This is a genomic window from Aminobacterium sp. UBA4908, assembly GCF_002398115.1.
Lineage (GTDB): Bacteria > Synergistota > Synergistia > Synergistales > Aminobacteriaceae > Aminobacterium > Aminobacterium mobile.
In genome coordinates this window covers 56,277-77,035 of sequence record NZ_DHCG01000003.1, presented here as the reverse complement: position 1 = coordinate 77,035, position 20,759 = coordinate 56,277, and the positions used below count along the sequence as shown (strand labels likewise).

The following is a 20,759-nucleotide window of genomic DNA, read 5'->3' as shown; positions in this document are numbered from 1 at the left end:
GCAGTCGCTTCCCGTCTCCTGTGTTTCTATAGCAATAAAAAATTTTCCTAATCTATTTTTTAAGTAAGGGTTCAATACCAGGAAGAATTTTCCCTTCACAAAATTCTAGGCTTGCTCCTCCTCCAGTAGAAACATGAGAAACTTTATCACCAAAACCAAGTTTCTTTACTGCAGAAGCCGTATCTCCTCCTCCTACGACCGTAAGACCTCCTTTTTTGGTGCACTCCTCCACTGCCTGAGCTACTTTACGGGTTCCTTCTGCAAAAATAGGATTTTCAAAGACACCCATAGGGCCATTCCAAAGTATCGTTTTGGCCCCTCTAATAACGTCTGCAAAAATATCTGCTGTCTTAGCCCCAATATCCAAGCCCATCGTACCATTAGGAATAGCATCAGCAGAAACTTCACGTCTAGGTTCGGAACTTTCTAGAGAAGTTGCCACAGCTACGTCAATAGGCAAAAGGATTTCTACCCCAAGCTTTTGAGCCTTATCAAGCATCTGGCAAGCAAAATCTGCTTTTTCTTCTTCGTAAAGAGAGTTGCCTATAGCATTCCCCTTCACTCTTAAAAATGTAAAAGCCATGCCGCCGCCAATAAGAATAGTTGACGTCTTCTCAAGAAGATGATCGATAACTCCTATTTTGTCTGAAACTTTAGCTCCTCCAAGAACCAAGACAAAAGGAGATTCTGGACTCTCATTGACGGCACTTAACATCTCTATTTCCTTCGTCAATAACTTTCCGGAAAAAGAAGGCAGGAACTCCATGACTCCCCGTGTAGAGCTATGAGCTCTGTGAGCTGCACTGAAAGCATCCATCACAAAGACCTGAAAAGGCTTTGCCATTCTTTCAGAAAACTCCTGTTCGTTTTCTTCCTCTTGAGGATAAAAACGAACATTTTCGAGCAACAATACTGCTTCTTTTGGGGCTTTTTGCAAAGCTTCCTCTACTTTCGGTCCTACCGAGTCTTCTACAAAGAGCACTGGGCACCCTAATGCTTTTTCCACTTCTGGGACTATATGCCGCAAAGAAAGAGAATCGACTATTTTCCCTTTCGGACGCCCTAAATGGGAGATAAGAGAGACCTGCGCTCCCCACTTTCGTAACAAATTGATAGTCTCTACATGAGCTTGAATACGCGTCTGATCTGTAATGACTCCATCCTTTAAAGGAACATTGAAGTCTACGCGAACCAATACTCGGCGATTTTCCACCGCCTTTCTGGAGAATTCTCGTAACTTCATTTTTATAGACCTTTCTTAATAATATAGTTCACTAGATCTATGCAACGGCAGGTATAACCCCACTCGTTATCGTACCATGCCAAAATCTTTACCATGTTCCCTATGGCCATCGTGTGAAGAGCAGCAAAGATAGAAGAATGCTCGTCACCTATAAAATCTGAGGAGACAAGATCTTCCTCTTCATATACGACGTAATGTTTCATGTCGCTTTGTGCTCGTTTTCTCACTGCCTCGTTAAGTTCCTCTGCTGTAACTTCTTTTCTTAGCTCTGCCACTAAATCCACCACTGAAACATCTGGCGTTGGAACACGTAAAGCAATACCATTCATTTTCCCTTTCAGTTCTGGGATAACAAGGCCAATAGCTTTAGCAGCTCCTGTGGATGTGGGAACCATAGAAAGAGCTGCGGCACGCCCTCGATGAAGTTTTTTATGAGAAGAATCCATGAGTTTCTGGTCGTTTGTGTAGGAATGGGTTGTCGTCATTAGTCCACGTTCAATGCCAAAGGCTTCGTTGATAATTCTCACTATTGGAGCCAAACAGTTCGTAGTGCAAGATGCGTTGGAAATAACATGGTCAGCAGATGGATTATAGAGATCTTCATTTACACCCATAACAAAAGTAGGGATTCCGCCGCCGCTTCCTGGAGCTGTAATAACCACTTTCTTAGCTCCAGCCTTCAAATGGCTCTGTGCGTCTTCCAGTGTTTTGTACACGCCAGAAGATTCTATAACGATATCAACTCCCAGATCTTTCCAGTTAAAATCCTCAGGGTTTTTAATGGCAAGAACTTTTATTTTTTGACCGTTGACTACAAGATTGTCGCCATCCACAGATACATCCCCAGGAAATCTTCTATGAATGGAATCATATTTAAACATATATGCGCGCTGCTCAGGAGTTGTACGACTGTTAGTAGCTACTATTTCAAAAAGCCCTTCTTTGTCATATTGATACATAGCTCGGAGAGCAAGTCGCCCAATTCGTCCAAATCCGTTAATTGCAACTCTAATTTTCCCCATAATCCTGCACCCTTTCTATGTCATACTTTGTTTGGAACTCTAATCTCTACAACTATTATATACCGTTAACTTTCAAAGATTCACTGAAGCTGTTCAGCCATTTCTCGTAACTTTTGCCATCGATATTTTACAGTACTTTTGCTCACTGGTTTCGATAGCATCTGCCCCAGCTCCGTTAATGTGGCACTCGGATACCTCATGCGAACCTCTATGAGTTCCTGCAAAGATTCCGGAAGAGCATGTAATCCTTTTTCGTTCTGAAAAACCTTAGCAATTTCCAGTTGCCATTCTGCAGCTTCCAAAGTCTTGCGAATATTAGACGCGTCACAGTTGACTAGGCGATTAGCTCGATCTCGCATAGAACGAACAATAGCCTTCTCTTCAAGTTTCAACGCTGTATCAAAAAGCTTAAAATACGTTAACAAAGTTACAATCTTTTGCTGATCACGAAGGAGTATTTCATATCGACCATCTACAATACGTTTACCTACTTGAAAGTGGCCGCTTCGAAACATCGTCAAAACCATTTCTGTTAATTTATAAAATTTGAAACGAAAAGCGAGATAATACCCGCTTTTAGGTAGATATAAAGAACCGCAGTTCCCCCATACGCCTCTTAGCCAAGCCCAGTCTCCTTTTTTTTTCGATTCTTCCCCCCAAACTAACACTTCTCGAAGAATGTTTCCTGGCATTTGCAATGTCACATTTCCTCTAAAATTCGCAGGGACATTGAGCATAATAGGAAGCTCTAACGTCTCTCCCCAACGAGAATCCTTCCAAAGACGATGCAAACGTCGGAAAACCCAGAGCCGTCTTCCTGATAATTTGCCATATTTATGTGAAGGTAACTCAGGAAACGAGGACATAAGCCCCCACAGAATCCCAGCAATCTCAGAATCCGCATCGCTGCGAGTTGATAATGGAGAAAAAACCCATTCATCCCACATAAGCTCGCTTACAGTCTTCATCGTCATTTACACTTCTTTCAAATCCCTGCATATTCTCATTAAGGTTTCAGAAAGAGCCTGTCCATTATGGCGAATCACAGACTTCTCATAAACTTTCACATAATTACCTCGTATAATTTGACATCCCTTTGTTAAAAGCTTTCTCTCTTGCTCCGTATCTAAATATAAAGGCAAAGCCCCTTGATTTCTGTAAGCTTCCAGGCACGCTAGTGGTATATCCTCCTCATTGACAATAACAAAATCAGGGGCAACACCTGCCACTCGCTCTATCCACTCCACATGCTGAAGAATGTCCATTCCATCAGTTTCACCAGGTTGAGTCATAAGATTAGCTACGTATACGCGAGGCCCTTGAGAATATCTTATTTTTTCAGCAACTTTGGGAAGAAGTAAGTTGGGCAATACGCTGGTAAAAAGGCTCCCCGGACCAAGCACAATAAGGTCTCCTTCCTCTATAGCACAAATAACCTCAGGTAAGGGTTTTGCATCGGATGGCTCTAACCAAATACGACTCATCTGCTGGGCAGCAGTCGTGATTTCAAGTTCTCCTTTAAGAACTTCGCCAGAATCTGTCTCTGCCATAAGGGCCACTGCTTCTGTAGTAACAGGCAAGACTTTTCCCCGAATAGCAAGGAGATGATTGATCTCCTCCACTGCCAAACGGAAATCACCGCTTAATTCTGTAACCGCAAGCAATATAAGATTGCCCAAACTATGCCCTGATAAATCTCCACGATCGAATCGGAAGTCTAGAATATTTCGGAGAGCGTTATCGTTCTCTGCAAGAGCAACGATACAATTTCGAACATCACCAGGAGGGAGCACTCCCCATTCTTGGCGCAAACGGCCAGAGCTTCCTCCTTCGTCTGTTACAGTTACGACGGCTGTAATGTTTCTAGTAAAGGACTTCAATCCCTTTAGAAGAGTAGAAAGTCCTGTTCCTCCGCCAACAGCTACTATATGAGGTCCCATAGAGAGACGATATTCAACAGCCTTAGCCATAACATCGCGATCTTCCTTGAAAAGAAAGCGCAGAAAAGGCCAACGTCGACTTTTAAAGGAAATAACCATTATCGTCAAAAAGGCTGTCGCCAATCCTAGTACGTACGCTACACGCCAATCCATTACAGTAACACCTGATCTCGTTCAATATCTCTGTGCCTAATAGTACAAGACACGTTTCTCTCCTTAAAGTGAGCAGAAAGCCACTCTACGACAGCGACAGAACGATGTTGTCCTCCCGTACAACCAACAGCTATGTGGAATGGTGATTTCCCTGAAGTTAAATAAACCGGTATAAGGAAATCAAAGAAAGAATAACAATGTTCGAGAAACTTTTTCGTATCATCAAAAGACGCGATATACTGTTGAACTTCCTCATTTCGTCCAGTAAGTTGGCGAAGATGTGGAACATAATGCGGGTTAGGAAGGAACCGAACATCTAACAAAAAGTCGCTATCCTGAGGAATTCCATACTTAAAACCAAAAGATGACAGCACTACGGAAAAAGCGGCTATTGTACGAATAAATTCTGTTGTAAGTCGCTCTTTTAACTCTTTAAGAGTCATGTTAGATGTGTCAATTACTACATCAGCGTAAGCTCGTACAGGGGAAAGGAGCTCTCTTTCGCGCTGTATACCTTCCAATACTGGGATATGATCCCCTAAGGGATGTCTCCGTCTCGTTGTCTCAAAACGTCGGATAAGGCTTTCATCTGACGCATCAAGAAAGAGAACTTGCACCTGGTAATGAGACTCTTTTAACATATCCACTACGGAGAAAAGATCATTCAAAAGCCGTTCCCCTCGAATATCCACTACTGTAGCAAGTCCTTCCTGTACAGCTGCTCTATGATTTACGAGAAGCCCCAGCAGTTGAGGCAAAAGAGCTGGAGGAATATTGTCTACAGCAAATAGCCCCTGATCTTCCAAAATATTTAAGGCTGTAGATTTACCCGCCCCCGACATTCCAGTAATAATAAGACATCTATGAACACCGGTAACATTAGCAGCGATCGTCATCCCCTCCTAGTTAGAATGTCCACATTCCTTTTCCCAACCGCGAAGGATCTCGACACCATGTCGGAGAACAGCTGCAACAGCTTCGAGACATTGCTCTGCCCCTCTTGGGCTTCCAGGTACAGCAATAATAAGACTGCGATTTCGTGTTACAGCCAAGCCTCGGGATAGAATGGAGCGTTGGGTGTAATAAACAGTCCTACTTCGCATAAATTCCCCTATTCCAGGCACCATTTTATGAGCTATCCCCATCAAGGCCTCAGGAGTCACATCCCTTTCAGAGATACCTGTACCTCCCGTAACCAAAATAAGATGGATGTCTTTTATATCTACCCAATCAAGGAGTTGTTGCTCTATCTTTTCCCTGTCATCTGGCAAAATCACCTTTTCTTCCACTATAGCTCCTATAGATTTTACCGATTCGGCTAAAGTTGGGCCTGTCATATCTTCTCTAAGTCCTGAACTAGCTTTATCACTTACGGTTAACACGCCAACGCGGATGGGATTCCATGTCTCCATAGATTGAGATACGGATACGAATCCTCCTCGTTGCACCGATAATTGCCATATTCCCTCAGAATACATATCCTCTACTCTCAATAAGATTTCGCTTTCCGAAAAGGCTAGAAAAACTCCTGGAGAAAGTTCCTGAAATCCTGTCGTTCGCAGTACAAAAGCCCGTTCTGTTACCCCTTGTACAGCTACTCCTGGTTCTGCAAGAAAAAGGTCTGATTCACTTCCATTCACTGAAGAAGCACCATCAGCTCGAATACTTATATAGCAAATTGCATATTCTCGACTATCTTCTGTATTGTAAATTCCAATGAGTCTCATAAAATTTCCCCCTCTGAAACTCGATACTCCCCACTTTTTCCACCAACTTTGTGAAGAAGCCTAACATTTTGAATAACCATCCCTTTGTCAATACCTTTACACATATCATAAACAGTTAAGGCCGCTATCATTACTCCTGTCAAGGCTTCCATTTCTACGCCTGTAACTTCTCGTGTTGAGACTTTGCAGTTTATCGCGACTGCACTTTCTTTATATAATAATTCGCAAGAAACGTTAACACTTTCAATACGAATATTATGACATAGAGGAACGAGTTCAGACGTTTTTTTTACTGCCATAATTCCAGCTACTTCCGCAACTTTAAATACATCCCCCTTGCCCGTCCCTCCTCCTGCCAAAACATCTCTGATTGTATCAGGCAACAGAACACGGCCTTCAGCAATTGCCTCGCGAGAAGTAGCTTCTTTATGGCTTACGTCTACCATTCGTGGCCGGCCCTTTTTATCAAGGTGAGAAAAGTAATCCATTAGCGCCCTTACCCCCCTATTTGTGACATGTGTTCATGCCCTGATTGCACATCTAACCATTGTTTGGGCTTTTTTGACACTGCCAGCATAAAGCTTTCTACCACCATCTTTTCATCTCTCAAACGCAAAGCTTGACGTATATCTATGCCATCTTGACAGAAAAGGCACGAAAGGATTTTCCCCACAGCTGTAACACGCAGTCTGTTACACGTAGCACAAAAATGATGAGAAACAGCGGCGATAATGCCAAGTCGTTGGCCTGTCCCTTTGTGGGTAAAATATACGGCTGGCCCTGAGCAAGGCGAAACGACACCTTTTTCTTTTTCCCAAAACGCTGCATCTGGCAAAGATGCCATAATATGGTCAGCCGATATAAAACAATCTTTACTCCACACCCCACTATCCAGAGGCATAAATTCAATAAGACGTAATAATACTCCTTCGTTCCGCGCAAAAGTTAACAACGAAGGTATTTCTTCATCATTAAACCCTTTTATAAGAACCGTATTAATCTTTATCTCTGTCTCTGTTTGTCCCTTTACAGAATGTATCCCCGCTAAAACATCTTCAAGATTACCCGTACTTGTTATATATCGGAACTTCTCAGGGCTCAGAGTATCAAGGCTTACATTAATACTTTTTAGCTTTAATGGCAAAATTTGAGGGGCGGCGGAGGTAAGCAGTGATCCATTTGTTGTTAGAGAAAGTTCCATAGACGAGAATTGATGCCTCACTTGAGCAAGGAAAGGCAGAAACCCCCTCCGTACTAAAGGTTCGCCCCCTGTAAAGCGTAGTTTTTTTGCTCCCATTTTTTCTAGCACATAACATAAAAAGAGAATATCTTCGTAGCTAAGAATAAGATCATGTTCAATCCAGGGAACCCCTTTTTCAGGCATACAGTAACGACACCGGAAATTACACCTGTCTGTTATAGATATGCGAATATAGTTTAATATCCGCCCCATAGGGTCCCTCAGAATTCTTTCCATCTATATCCTCCCAGCTGACCCACTTGAGATCTCCAGTCTGGAGTATGTATCGCTTCTTGAAGGGCTTTGAAGCATGGATGAGCCTCATATTCTTCAGGGTAAACAAGCTCATACGGCTCTTCTGCCAGTGGAATGAAGTCCAAATCCAACGCATCTGCAGCAGCCTTTATGCCAAGAGCAGCATCTGCAACTCCGGCAGCTATACGATTTGCCGCATCAAAGTGAGTAATAGACTGTATAGAGTAGCCATTAATGTCTTGAGGAAAAATTTTTTTCTGTTTCAACAGAACATCTAGAAGGACTCTCGTGCCCGCCCCTGGCTGGCGATTTACAAAACGAACTTTCTTTATCGCTAAATCCTCTATAGAGTAAATATCAAGCGGATTGCCTTTAGCTATAAGAATCCCTTGCTCTCGATAAAAAAGAAGTTGTCGCACCCACTTTTTCCCTTGAGAAAGACGTTCAATATAGCTATCGTTATACTGCCCTGTTTCGGGATCGAGAAGATGGCAGGCTGCTAAATGACATTCTTCTCTTGCAAGAGCTGCTAGCCCCCCAAGGCTTCCTACAAAACGAAAAACAAGTTCTCCTCCTCTTTGCCGTACATAAGATCCTATCCGTTCAAAAGCAGGGTCGTTAGATCCCTGAAACAAAAGACGCTTTCCCCATTTCACTTCTCGAGTAAGCCAAACTGTTATTTCACTGCCTACGGGACATTCGGCAGCAGAACGAGATAATAAAGCAAAACCATCCGCTTCAGACATGGCCCACATCGTACTGGATCCAGAAGAAAGAGGGAAAACTTTTTTCTTCCCTTTAAGCTCTATAGCTTTCAATCGAAGCCACTCATTTCGCCCCGGAGTGGACGAAACTGGGAGAAGAAGCTCCATACGTTCCTCTTTCAATGCACATAGAGCTTTTTTTAATACCTGAGACTCATCAAAATCTCCTGTTTCAAGAAGGGAAAGGAGCGGATAAACCAAGGACCACAAAGTCACAGCTGCAGACATGGGGAACCCAGGTAGATTAACAACAGGAATATCATGAACTAAAGCTGCTGAAGCAGGACGTCCCGGTTTCATGAGAAGCCAATGGAAAAGGATTTTCCCCTCTTCAGACAAAATATGGACTGTATGATCTTTTTCTCCCTTTGCTGATCCAGCGCCAATAAGTACAAGATCATACTCTTTCACTCCTCGAAGGAGACTGTCGCGTATCACTTTTTCGTCATCGGGAAGTGGAGGCAACACGTCTAATGGGAATCCCCATTGCGAAAAATACCCTCGAAGCAACGTGGAATTACTTTCCACTACACGGCCAGGGGAAGGACCTTCATTAAACCAAGTCTTAGCACTTATAATTTCATCTCCAGTAGGTATAAATAGCGTTTTAGGGCGTCTTTTCACGCAAACTTTCGCATGCCCTGCAGCCAGAAAAAGAGCTGTCCCAGCTGGCGATATGACATCTCCATCCCTAGCCACTATTTGCCCCTTTGTTACATCCTCTCCTACAGGGCGAATGTTATCTCCGGCAGATAACACTCGATAAACAGCAAGCTTCCCGTTTTCAAGTTTAGAGGAGTCCTCTACCATAAGGACAGCGTCGTATAGAAACGAAACAGGCATGCCTGTATTTACCCATTGATACTCTTTTACATCAAGATAAACAGGCGTGGCTAAAGAAGCTCCTGAAGTTCTTTGAGAGGAGAGCGCAAATCCGTCGACTGCAGAAGCACTAAAGTGAGGAACATTACGATTGGAATAGACATCTTGTGCCAAAAGATAACCAACAGCCTCTTCTATCGGCAACAAAGACGTTTCTTTTAGAGAACCACACGTAGCTCTTAATACGTGCCACGCCTCTTCTAAAGAAACATGTTCTTTCCAGTTCTTCACCATGGCATGAAATCCACCCTTTCGCCTTGTCGAACTGTTTCGGTATTTTCGTCAAGTCTTATGAGGCCGTCAGCCTCTTTGAGAATTCCTATATAACCTGACTTTGCAGGCAAAGGAAGTACTCCCCCTTTATAGATTTTTGCCGGGTAAAATTCCTCTATCCCTGTTCTACCTACTAGATCCGTGTGTACTGCTACGGGGAAGAAACTCTGAGAGTTTGTTGATGTATACCCTAAAAGTCTTCCCAACAAAGGCAAAAGTACCATTCTAGCTGCGACCATACAAGCTAACGGATGTCCCGGGAGGCCTAAAACGAGTTTTTTACGATCTGATATTCCCGCGATAAGAACAGGTTTCCCGGGTGACATTCTCAATCCTCGGACAATAAGTCCTGGTTGAGGGAGTGTTTGAAAAAGCTCTGAGCAGTAATCTCGCACACTTACTGATGAGCCGCCACTAACAAGAACCACATCAAAGTCCTCAAAGGCTTCGTAAAGGGCTGAGCGCAGTGAATCTTTTTGATCCGAAACTATCCCTAGCCGTTGCGCCATATATCCCTTTGATAAAAGGAGCGTCTCTAAAGCCCAGCTATTAACATCACGTATACAACCAAGAGGCAATGGATCAATAGCGCTATCTACAATTTCGTCGCCTGTGCTAATAATGCCTATTTTCAGTACGGCGCAAGGAACAGTTGTAATTCCCATAGTAGCCAAAATACCGATAGTTCTACAAGAGATCTGGCTACCAAGAGGGAGTATCTTTTCCTTTTCCTTTACTTCCTCTCCTTGAAAGATAACATTCTCTCCCTTTTGAACAGCTTTTCGAACTTCTATCCAGGGGCCACTCTCCATGGTATCTTCAAGCATTATCACTCCATCGGAACCGCGGGGTAAAATCCCCCCTGTATGAATTGCTATTGCCTCTCCATCAAGGAGGGGCTTTTCTGGGAAAGTCCCCATAGGGATCTCCCCTCTAAAGCTTAAATATACAGGAGACGTAGGAGAAGCTCCTGTTACATCGGCACTTCGGAGAGCATAGCCGTCTCTTAAGCTTCTCGTATAAGGGGGATAGGGCATAGGTGCCTCTATCCCCTCTCCTAAAATACAAAGGCGCGCCTGCTCCAAAGGGCGCATTTCAGAAGGAACTTCCCAGGGGAAATGCAGCGCTTCTGAAGCTATAGATATTCCGCTATGACGATCTGTAAGATCCGTTACAAATCCCGACATAGCGTTGCCAACTAACGAAGACGAACGATGAGAACCGGATAGCCCGCTTGTTTTAGACGAGAAGCCTGGGTTTCCGCTTCATCTCTATTATTATTACCAGTAACCGTCACACGATAATATGTAGCATTTTTTACCACAGCTTTCGATACAAAAGCCGTATACCCCTGCTTCGTAACTTTTTGTTTTACCCCTTCCGCTGCCTCAGCATTTTTAAAAGAACCAATCTGGACACCCCATTGGCCTTCTTGAGCTAAAACTGGCTTAATATCTTTTGTCCTGGGAACAGCGACAGACTGAGAAAACCCAGAAACAGGAGCTGCTACCCCTGTAGAAGGAGCTGTTTGAGTTGGGGCCTCCTGCGAAACGACGGGACCCGCCGTAGTTATTTTACCGCTGCTCCCTTGCTGAGAAGGTTCTGGTAATGGCTGAGCGGAAATAGCTGTGTTTGAAGATTCAGCCACTGGAGAAGGAGTAGAAGACGTAGGCGTAGTGTTCGTGGTCTCCTGAGCTATTACCGGTTTATGTGCCTCTCTGACAGGGCCAGAGAGAAAAAAGAACTTAATTCCCACAATTAAAAGACCTACAGCTATGAGACCGATAATAGGTAGCATCAAATCGCCAAAAGGTAACATCGGTTTCTTATCTCTTTGTCTTCGATTCTCACGAGCTGACATAGAAAGACCTCCTATCCTAGCTTTTTCATGAAGTTAAAAAGGGCAGGAATCAATCATAAGGGATCCCCGCCCGTTACGTTTCAACTCAAAACATGTTCTCTAGACATTCGAGCATCTTTTATAATTATTTTGATGAACGTTGGGACCTCCGAACAATCGACGGAATATCGTAAGGAGTTTTAGGGACACCACTCATGGTAAAAAGATCTTCTTCTGGTGCAGAAACCACCTCAGCTTCTTCCAAAACAACATTGGCTGAACGGCTGCTCGTTCTCACACTTTTAGAAGGTGCTCCTTTTCTCTCTTTTTCCTCAGAGAAACCAGTAGCTATAACGGTGATTCTCATCTTGTCTTCCATAGAATCATCGATAGTATGTCCCCAAATTACTGTGGCATCCTCATCAGCTTTGCCTTTAATAACCTCCGCTGCCTGTTGAATTTCGTGAATACCAATATCACTGCCGCCAGTAATGTTGAAAAGAATACCTTTAGCTCCATCCATAGGAGTTGCCATTAGAGGGCTATTAATAGCAGCTTTTGCTGCCATCTCCGCCCGACTATCCCCATGTCCTTCTCCTATACCCATAATCGCTGAACCTGCATTTTTCATAACAGTTCTCACATCAGCGAAATCAACGTTAATAAGACTCGGGCGAAGGATAAGATCTGTAACCCCCTGTACCGCTTGACGCAAAACTTCATCTGCAAGCTGAAAAGCCTCTGTTAAACCTGTTTTTTTATCGGCAATTTCCAACAAACGGTCATTTTCCACCACAAGAAGCGCATCGACCTTTTCTTTCAAGGTTACAATCCCTTGAGCCGCCTGATTTTTCCTTCGTTTCCCTTCAAAGGAAAAGGGATTTGTAACCACAGCAACTACGAGAGCGCCGGACTCCTTCGCAACCTCTGCTATAACAGGAGTTGCTCCTGTCCCTGTCCCCCCGCCCATTCCGGCAGTGAGAAAAACCATATCGGCTCCAGTAACGAGCTGCCGAATCTCCTCGATAGACTCCTTTGCAGAGTTCGCCCCTACTTCGGGATCTGCCCCCGCGCCTAAGCCGCGAGTCAGCTCTTTTCCTAAAATAATCCGTGCTTTTGTTTCAGAAAGCCCTAAAGAAGCCATATCAGTATTAGCAGCAATAAATTCCACTCCATTTATGCCACTTCGTATGATATGGTTTAAAGCATTCCCGCCACCACCGCCAACACCTATGACTTTAATGTTTTCCCGATGAGGCCTCGTCGCATCGTCTATCTGAAAAACATGCTCCATACCTCTTCCACCCCACAATACATCAGAAAAGTTCTTTCATCGATTTCTTCACCATCTCGAGGAAATGGCGAAAGCCTTCTCCGTTCACGCTTTTCGGATTCTTATGATGTCCTCCTCTTTTTGCCGCTATAAAAGCGGGTACGCCTCCTGATCGAAGAACCTCGATTGGTGCTTCGATATACCGATAGGGGTTACGTTCTTTATTCATAATATATCTAATAATTCCAGAAGCCGTGGTATACTCACAATCATTACGCCCAGGAGGCATTTGAAAACTATCAAGAGGTTTCCCAACACGCACTGGTAAATTTAAAGTTTCTGAAATAAAAGGTTCAACACCTTCTGATCTCGCTACCCCGCCAGAAAGGACTATACCCGCTGGGAACATATGAATATTCATGTCAGCAATGCTTTTGCCCACATAATCGACAAGTAACTCTTCTAGGCGGCAGGAAATCACATCCACCACATCTTCTGCATTTAAAGTTTTCGTTCGGCCTCGCGCTTCAACTTCCAAAGCCTCTTTATTTTCCTCTGGGAAAAGAGAAACTTGTTGTTTAATCTCTTCTGCTTTGCTAATAGGAATCTTCAGCACATAAGCAAGATCATTGGTAATATGGTCTCCACCAATAGGAATTACAGATAAACGAACAGGACGACCATCAGCAAACATCGCAACTCCCGTTGTTCCTCCACCTATACATATGGAAACCGCTCCTGTCCTCATCTCTTCGTCAGTTAAAGATCCAAGAGCACTGGCAAGAGATTTAATGACAAGGCCATTGACAGTAATACCGGCGCTTTCTACACAGTTAATAATGTTTTGTATAACTGATGTAGGAGCGATCACAGACTGTAATTCAATCTCAAGACGTATGCCCGTCATGCCTAAAGGATCATCGATACCACTGTTGCCGTCAAGAGAGTACTTTACAGGAATTGTATGGAGAGTAACTCGATTCGAAGGGACAGCCAGCTCACTTTGAGCGGCTTCTATAACCCGTTCTATATCCTGGATGCCTACTTGTCGAGGGACGCGCCCAAGGGAAACCATACCCCGAGATGTTACGCTAGCTGCATCAATACCGCTGAAAGCAACTGTCGCTTCTCCTATTTCAAATCCTACCATTTTCTCGGCGTCTTGAACTGCCATTCGTACAGATTGAATAGCCTGCTCCAGATTGACAATCAGTCCTTTGCGAATTCCCTGAGAGGGTGCTAGTCCTATGCCGATAATTTGGGCATCCTGGAAACGGGAATCCCTTTCCGCTACGACAACTGCTATTTTACTCGTACCTAGATCCAGCCCCACTATTATTTCTGGCTCTCTGTACACTTCATTCCCGCTCCCTTCGTACTATCTACTTCATATTGCTGCTTTTACAACGATTTTCTCTTCATAGGTCGCATCTATTTCTATGTGATTATATTCTGCTGGAGAATCCTTCAATATTTGAGGCAACGCTTGAGCTATGCTAAACCAACGTTCAACTCTCTCGTCTAAGAGTACGGTAAAATATTTCTCTTTCCATTTTACTTGAATTATAAAACTATAACTACCTGCCCTTCTTCCTAGAACAACCTTAGAAACGGTACCTCCCCAATTAATTTTTTCGATTTCTTGAACCCATTTTCTCAAAGACTCTAGAGGGAGGACACTTCGATAGACAACTTTATTGGTTTCTCCAAATCCCTCTGCTGGAGTAGGGAACGTTTCTTTCAAATACCAAACAGGAACGTCTGGTTTCTGCTCTCCGCATACAAACTTACTGACAGGGCTTTGCCCATCCCAAATTCTACCATCTGGAGCTACATACCACGTAATGTTCCCCCACACCAGAACCAGCCAAACATGGAGTGGTTCTGCCTGCACTTTAATACTTTGAAAGGGATAAACTGCCATAGAAAAAGTTACTGGTATTTCAGATTCTATTTCTTCCGTTAATGTATCTTTCTGCTTCAATGCTACTGGCCAATATCTCAGGCTAGAAGAGTTCAGGTGAGACCAAAATATTTTTTCAGAATATAGATCAGGCATATGGACCTCTATGCTTTGAGGCGAGAGGAGAAAGAAGATAGATTCTATGCTATACAGTATCCCGCATATACATGAAAAGAACAGCAGCCATCGTTTCAATCTCAACTACCTCTATGCGTTACCCCAACTCAAATATCCTCACTTCGAGTTCCAACATATATCCCGTCCGCTCCATCACTATTTTACGGCACTTTTCTATTAGGGCCAATATATCTGCTGCCGTGGCCTGCCCCGCATTTAGTATGAAGTTGGCATGGGCCTCTGAGACTATAGCATCCCCTACTCTAAGCCCTTTGCACCCTGAAATATCGAGTAATCGGCCTGCACTCTCGCCTTCCGGGTTCTTGAAAATGCACCCGGCACTTTTATAATGGTACGGTTGCGAAGAGCGTTTTATCCAATGTTCATTCATTTTAGCTTCCACTAACTCAATACTCTCCGCACGTAGTTCTATTCCACAAGATGAAACGAACACGTCTTTATCTCTAAGCTCTGAAGTTCGGTATCCCCATTCCAAATCCTCTTTCTTCCATCGACAAACGTGCCCTTCCCCGTCAACAGTCTCAACCCATAAAATAGCCTGAGAAACAGTCTCTCCCTTTACTCCTGCATTTCCTACTACAGCGCCTCCTACTGTCCCAGGAATACCTATGGCAAATTCCAACCCACTAAAACCGTAACGATGACTCCAAGCTACGAGATGTGAAAGAGGAAGACCTGCCCCTACTTCTATGTAAGCCTTATCACTTTGACGTTCTACTGAAAAAGAAGACATATATCGAGTGCAAAGCACTACTCCATGCAACGTTTTATCGGAAATAATAACATTGCTTCCTCCTCCTAATATATAAAGAGGGAAAGCCTCTTGGGCCTTTATATGGTACAGATAAGCTAAATCCTCAGCCGTAGCCGGCCACAAACAAATATCCGCCTTTCCACCAACTCCCAAAGTTGTCAAAGGACCAAGAGAAATATCTAATTTAATAGGACCAATAAAATGTTTTTCCAAAATGGCACTGAGATAACTACTTCCCATCCATTACACCACTTGCTTCTTCTCAATTTCTTCCAGAAGCATCTCCCCTACAGCGGGAACATCTCCCGCACCAACAGTCACAATCACATCTCCTGGCAAAGACGTGTCCTTAAGGAGAGACACCGCATCGAACATATCGGAACAAAGTCGGTAATTTTTGAACCCTCGACGATCAAGCTCTGTACAAATCAAAGCAGAATTAACTCCCTCTATGGGTTCCTCATCGGCTGGATATACTGGCAAAAGAAATAAGCGCCCGGCTGAAGAAAGCACTTCAGCAAAATCTCGATACATAGCCGCAGTACGAGTGTAACGATGGGGTTGAAAAATAATGTTCAACCTTCTGCCAGGGAACATTTGCCCTAACGTATTCAGAGTAGCAGCGACCTCTCGAGGATGATGTCCATAATCGTCATATATATCCACGCCATTAATAGCTCCTATATATTGCATACGGCGTTTAGCTCCGCGGAAAGATCTTAAGGTTTTTTTAATAATAGTGAATGGCACTTCAAGATGATCTGCTACAACACAAGCAGCGAGAGCATTCATAACATTATGATCTCCTGAAACAGAAAGCTCTATCTGATCCACATATTCCCCTTTTTTAGAGACAGAGAAAGACACCCCTCCCCCAGGCACATGCTCCACATCATAGGCCCCCCAGTCCCATGCATTGCCCCAACCGTAGGTTATAATGTCTTTCCTGTCGTTTTTCCCCTGATTTCGTTCCATAACTTTCATTAAACCCACATCTTCAGCACAGAGAACTATAACTCCGTCTTCTTTGGGATTAACAAGAAAACGATTAAAAGCATCTATAACACTATCGAACGTCGGGTAATGATTAACATGATCCCAGTCCGCATTGGTAAGCACAGCTATATTAGGATGGAAGCCTTCAAAAGAACCGTCGCTCTCATCAAGCTCGGCCACCATATACGGCCCTTTTCCCAACTTTGCATTGACACCTATATCACAAAGTTCTCCCCCAATAGCCAAGGTAGGACTCAATCCAGATTGCTCCAGAATTAAAGCTATCATAGACGAAGTAGTGGTTTTACCATGAGTTCCAGCTATGCCAATACCAAACCGCGCATCAAATATCCAGCTCAGCACTTCTCCCCTTTTCGCTATTCGAATCCCCCGACGCCAAGCCTCACAAAGCTCTTCATTGTCATCAGGGATGGCACTACTATAGATCAACAAATCCGGTTTCAGCTCATCAAGATGCTCTTTCCCATGTTGGAGCATGAAACTGATATCATCTCGTACTACTTTATCCACATAGGAGGTCCAGTTAACATCGCATCCACTCACATCATAACCAAGGTCTTTCAGCAAGAGAGCGAGTCCACTCATACCAGCTCCGCCTATCCCCATTAAATGTATTCTCTCAACACCGTCAAGATTTCTTATTTTCAAGTCCAATTACAGACTCTCCCTTCGCACCAACGAGATCAAGGTTTTCCAGATCAATTCGCAACTCTGGTTCTGCCATGGAACCAGGGCCCCCCCTTTTGCGCTCTCGTCTCTTTCTTGTGATAAACATTGGACAAGATTCTGTTTCAAGACCTGCGCAGGAGAAGACTCATCCCATACATAGTTTCCTGTTAGCTTCTTGAAGAGCCGTGCGTTAGATAACTGATGCCCATCAGCAGCTCCTCCCCAAGGAACAATAAGAGAAGGGATTGCACAAGCTAATAATTCCGCTAGGGTAGATGCCCCTGCTCTCGCAATAACTATATCAACAACCGAATAGATTATAGACATATCCCACTGTCTTTCAACGGCTATCATGGTATTTGAATTGGGACAAATCCCTTTGCCTCCAACAACAAGAAAAGATACGTGACGAAACTCTGGTTCTGCGCTCAATTCACATATAACTTTAAAAAGAGGCGAACTCGTGAGCGAACCGCTAAGAACCCCAATGATAGGGCCCTCGGGGATATCAATCCCCACATCTAGTTTACTCCAAGCTTCTCTACGGTCAACCTTCTGAAAGTTTCTAATTGGAATACCTGCATAATAAAAACTATCCGCTTGAAAAGGTTCGCATTCCTGCCAGCCAGAAAAAATAGGAAGATGAAGTTTATGGGCAATTCGAGTAACCTTTCCAGCAATAGTATTTTGTTCATGAACCGCCACTGGAACTCGGCAAAGAAGAGCTGCTATCAATGGTGCAAAGGAAACATATCCCCCGAAAAGGAGGCAAAAATCTGGTCGCATTTTTTTCATTAAAGCCATAGACTTCCCTATCGCCTTACATATCCCCAAGGAGCGACGGGATATCGTTTTTATTTTCTTTATACCAAAAGGAGATCCTTCTATCGGAAGAACTATTGGCTCTACCCCAGATTGTCTATACATCTCTAATTCAAGAGGTCTTGAACCACATGCATACATAACGTGTATATCTTCCGCTTTTTCCCTTTGAAGCCATTGCCCTAATGCTAACGCAGGAAAAATATGTCCACCAGTTCCTCCTGCCACTAAAAGTACTTTTTTCATGATGGCGTACCCACAATTTCTTTAGTAATTCTTACAATAAGACCAACGCGTATCCACATCATAAGGAGTGAACTTCCCCCATAACTCATAAAAGGCAAAGGCATTCCTGTTAGAGGAAGCAATTTAGTAACTCCTCCTACATTGATAAAAAAAGGCAATAGAACAGAAATAACAAGTCCCCACAGCAGAGTCCTTAGAAAAGGAGAGGGAGCTTGCTTGTATACTTTAAAACAGCGCCATGCCCACATAGTAAAAAGAATAACGACAAGACCGGTGCCAATAAAGCCAAATTCTTCCCCTATAGCCGCAAAAATATAATCTGTGTGGGCTGCTGGAAGATAGTTCATTTTCTGGAGCCCCTTCCCTATTCCTACCCCTAAAAGGCCCCCATTAGCAAAAGCTACAAGCCCCTGTATAACCTGGAAACCGCTATCCAATGGCTCTTTCCAAGGATCTAAAAAAGCAACATATCTCCTTAAACGGTAACTTTCTCTGATAATAAATGGGAATAACAAGGCTAGTCCTGCAGAACCTATTACAAGAGGATAGCCCCATCCGCGGTTTTCTACATGAATCCCCATACAGATAATCGAAAGCAGAAGCATTCCGCCTATGTCCGGTTGAAGCAAAAGAGGAGTGATGGAAATAAATATTACCGCTAAAGTGATGCCCAAAAACATCTTCAAGGGTGCCTCTTCCGATCTCGACAGACATTTAGAAAGATGAATTACAACTGCAAAAATAAGAAGTTCTATAGGTTGAAATTGAAGAGTGCCAATGTCTATCCACCGCCGAGCTCCACCAGCTTCAATGCCTATGCCAGGGATTAGCGTACAGAAAGAAAGCAAAAAAGCGGCCATCCACAGGTAGGCACTTAAACGCTCCCAAAAGGCAATAGGGAATAAATATATCAGAAACATAGCGGTAAGTCCCAAAAAGCTCCACTGCACCTGGCGAAAACCCACTACAAAAGGAGAACCCCATACCTCCATGGAGTGGGGCGAAGTTAAAGAAACAATCATAACAAGACCAAAGCAATTAAGGACTAGCGGGATAATCCAGAGAAAGGGATCTACCCGTTGAATTTTTTCATAAGTGCCATTCAGGCCTCTAGTCTGATCCATTAAGACTTCGCTCACCGCTTACCTCCATATTGTTTTACGAGGTGCTGGAAATGTTCACCCCTTTTCTCATAACTCGAATACATGTCCCAACTGGTACAAGCTGGAGAAAGAAGTACTGTCTCTCCTGGCAAAGCTGCTTTCATAGCCATGCGAACAGCCTCTTCCATATCAGCAACTTCAATACAATTTGAGAAGCCAATATTTTCAAGGGCCTGGAGAATCTTCGTTTTCTCTTCTCCCAGAATAATGGCTACTCTCGCTTCTTTTTTTACGACTTCAGCTAAAGGACCGTAATCCTCGCCCTTCCCCTTGCCGCCAAGAATTACCACCTTTTTCCCCTCTATTGAAGAAAGAGCTGTGGAGCTAGCAGCTACATTGGTTCCTTTAGAATCATCAATATAGCGAACCCCGCCTATATCAGCTACAAAGGTACAGCGATGGGATAGAGGGTTAAAATCCGCTACAAAGTGAGACGCTGCAGAGCATTTCATTCCACCTAAAGCAAGAGCAGCCATTGTCATAGCCACATTTTCCAAATTATGGCGACCAATGAGGGATGTATCTTCATAACGAAAAAGCAACTCGTCTACCCCATCAGTACAAAAAAAGGCTCCTTTATCTTCCATTCGAATAAAGGCATGAGTCTTTTGTAACTTCTCTTGTTGCCCTTCCCAAAAAAGAGAAGCTACATGGGATCTTTTATGAGCTTCAAGAGCCCTAACATCGCGATTTTGTACTATCGCCCACTGACCAGGTTCCTGCAAATGAATAAGACGAGCCTTTGCTTCTATATATTTTTCGTAGGAACCATGCCAATCGATATGGTCAGGAGCCAGGTTTGTAACAATAGCTATATGGCTATGTAAATTATGAGCCCAAGCAAGCTGAAAACTACTCAGTTCAATAACAATATAATCCCAATTTTCCTCAGCACAACACGAAAGTGCTTTGCCTATGTTTCCAGCTGCTACTGCCTTGTACCCGCACTTCTCCAATACGAATCCTGTCAAAGCAGTTGTAGTACTCTTCCCATTACTCCCTGTGACCCCAATAATTTTCCCTTGAAGATGGGGCACTACAAAATCTAGTTCCCCCATAACAGGAACGCCGGCACCTAAAGCCTTCTGAATAATAGGAACAGATGGAGATATTCCTGAGCTTACAACTAATACATTCGTGTCAAGTGCTCTTTCGCTATGCCCTCCTGTTTCCCAATCTATCCCATTTTCATGGAAGGCCTTTTCAACATGGTCAGGGAGTGATTCTTTATGTTCCGTCACAAAAACTTGCGCACCGAGACGACGGGCTAGGAAAGCTAGACCTTGCCCACTTGTTCCGGCCCCAAGAATCGTTACTTTTTCTCCTTCGTATGATTGGATCGTACCCATAGTGTGTGCCTTCTTTCTCGCTATCA

At 43.7% G+C, this 20,759-nt stretch carries 19 protein-coding genes; all 19 read right to left on the bottom strand.

Translation table 11 applies throughout. The annotated features are described in order from the left end of the window. Window positions 1-52: 52 nt before the first annotated feature. The 19 genes from B4J50_RS04395 to murD all read right to left on the bottom strand — a co-directional run bounded on the left by B4J50_RS04395 (window position 53) and on the right by murD (window position 20,733). A complete protein-coding gene (locus tag B4J50_RS04395) occupies window positions 53-1,243 on the bottom strand; it encodes a phosphoglycerate kinase (protein ID WP_286846555.1) in 1,191 nt (396 codons plus the stop codon). A gap of 2 nt (window positions 1,244-1,245) precedes the next feature. Further along, entirely contained in the window at window positions 1,246-2,265 is a 1,020-nt protein-coding gene (gene gap, locus B4J50_RS04390) for a type I glyceraldehyde-3-phosphate dehydrogenase (RefSeq protein ID WP_024822341.1), read from the bottom strand. Between the two features lie 80 nt (window positions 2,266-2,345). After that, window positions 2,346-3,239: a DNA-binding protein WhiA gene (whiA, locus tag B4J50_RS04385; RefSeq protein WP_084043894.1), complete on the bottom strand. Its 894-nt coding sequence runs from the start codon at window positions 3,237-3,239 to the stop codon at window positions 2,346-2,348. Beyond that, window positions 3,240-4,358, bottom strand: coding sequence for a gluconeogenesis factor YvcK family protein (locus B4J50_RS04380; RefSeq protein WP_286846559.1), 1,119 nt, complete (start codon window positions 4,356-4,358; stop codon window positions 3,240-3,242). Then, window positions 4,358-5,254 (bottom strand): RNase adapter RapZ, encoded by an 897-nt coding sequence (rapZ, locus tag B4J50_RS04375; RefSeq protein ID WP_024822344.1) that lies wholly within the window; start codon window positions 5,252-5,254, stop codon window positions 4,358-4,360. The genes B4J50_RS04380 and rapZ overlap by 1 nt, the downstream gene beginning before the upstream one ends. A gap of 6 nt (window positions 5,255-5,260) precedes the next feature. Beyond that, window positions 5,261-6,085 carry a MogA/MoaB family molybdenum cofactor biosynthesis protein gene (locus B4J50_RS04370; protein WP_286846562.1) on the bottom strand — a complete coding sequence of 275 codons (825 nt, stop codon included), beginning with the start codon at window positions 6,083-6,085 and terminating at the stop codon, window positions 5,261-5,263. Next, complete coding sequence (moaC, locus tag B4J50_RS04365) at window positions 6,082-6,573, bottom strand: cyclic pyranopterin monophosphate synthase MoaC (RefSeq protein ID WP_286846565.1); 492 nt, start codon at window positions 6,571-6,573, stop codon at window positions 6,082-6,084. The genes B4J50_RS04370 and moaC overlap by 4 nt, the downstream gene beginning before the upstream one ends. Before the next feature lie 8 nt (window positions 6,574-6,581). Then, window positions 6,582-7,562, bottom strand: a complete 981-nt coding sequence (gene moaA / locus B4J50_RS04360; protein WP_024822347.1) for a GTP 3',8-cyclase MoaA — start codon at window positions 7,560-7,562, stop codon at window positions 6,582-6,584. Beyond that, on the bottom strand, window positions 7,547-9,460 hold the full coding sequence (locus B4J50_RS04355) for a substrate-binding domain-containing protein (RefSeq protein WP_024822348.1): 1,914 nt from the start codon (window positions 9,458-9,460) through the stop codon (window positions 7,547-7,549). Before B4J50_RS04355 ends, moaA begins: the two co-directional genes overlap by 16 nt. Continuing rightward, window positions 9,454-10,686: a molybdopterin molybdotransferase MoeA gene (locus B4J50_RS04350; RefSeq protein ID WP_286846569.1), complete on the bottom strand. Its 1,233-nt coding sequence runs from the start codon at window positions 10,684-10,686 to the stop codon at window positions 9,454-9,456. The genes B4J50_RS04355 and B4J50_RS04350 overlap by 7 nt, the downstream gene beginning before the upstream one ends. Window positions 10,687-10,697: 11 nt before the next feature. Beyond that, window positions 10,698-11,360 carry an SPOR domain-containing protein gene (locus B4J50_RS04345; RefSeq protein WP_286846571.1) on the bottom strand — a complete coding sequence of 221 codons (663 nt, stop codon included), beginning with the start codon at window positions 11,358-11,360 and terminating at the stop codon, window positions 10,698-10,700. 124 nt (window positions 11,361-11,484) lie between these two features. Continuing rightward, complete coding sequence (gene ftsZ, locus B4J50_RS04340; RefSeq protein WP_286846573.1) at window positions 11,485-12,633, bottom strand: cell division protein FtsZ; 1,149 nt, start codon at window positions 12,631-12,633, stop codon at window positions 11,485-11,487. 22 nt (window positions 12,634-12,655) lie between these two features. Further along, window positions 12,656-13,969, bottom strand: a complete 1,314-nt coding sequence (gene ftsA / locus B4J50_RS04335) for a cell division protein FtsA (protein WP_024822352.1) — start codon at window positions 13,967-13,969, stop codon at window positions 12,656-12,658. A 30-nt stretch (window positions 13,970-13,999) separates the two neighbouring features. Further along, on the bottom strand, window positions 14,000-14,671 hold the full coding sequence (locus B4J50_RS04330) for a hypothetical protein (protein WP_286846575.1): 672 nt from the start codon (window positions 14,669-14,671) through the stop codon (window positions 14,000-14,002). A 118-nt stretch (window positions 14,672-14,789) separates the two neighbouring features. Further along, window positions 14,790-15,707, bottom strand: coding sequence for a UDP-N-acetylmuramate dehydrogenase (gene murB / locus B4J50_RS04325; protein WP_286846577.1), 918 nt, complete (start codon window positions 15,705-15,707; stop codon window positions 14,790-14,792). 3 nt (window positions 15,708-15,710) lie between these two features. Beyond that, window positions 15,711-17,138, bottom strand: coding sequence for a UDP-N-acetylmuramate--L-alanine ligase (gene murC / locus B4J50_RS04320; protein ID WP_286846579.1), 1,428 nt, complete (start codon window positions 17,136-17,138; stop codon window positions 15,711-15,713). Then, window positions 17,139-18,221, bottom strand: coding sequence for a UDP-N-acetylglucosamine--N-acetylmuramyl-(pentapeptide) pyrophosphoryl-undecaprenol N-acetylglucosamine transferase (locus tag B4J50_RS04315; RefSeq protein ID WP_286846582.1), 1,083 nt, complete (start codon window positions 18,219-18,221; stop codon window positions 17,139-17,141). Next, window positions 18,218-19,360, bottom strand: coding sequence for an FtsW/RodA/SpoVE family cell cycle protein (locus B4J50_RS04310; RefSeq protein WP_286846584.1), 1,143 nt, complete (start codon window positions 19,358-19,360; stop codon window positions 18,218-18,220). Before B4J50_RS04310 ends, B4J50_RS04315 begins: the two co-directional genes overlap by 4 nt. After that, on the bottom strand, window positions 19,357-20,733 hold the full coding sequence (murD, locus tag B4J50_RS04305) for a UDP-N-acetylmuramoyl-L-alanine--D-glutamate ligase (protein WP_286846586.1): 1,377 nt from the start codon (window positions 20,731-20,733) through the stop codon (window positions 19,357-19,359). The genes B4J50_RS04310 and murD overlap by 4 nt, the downstream gene beginning before the upstream one ends. Window positions 20,734-20,759: the final 26 nt, after the last annotated feature.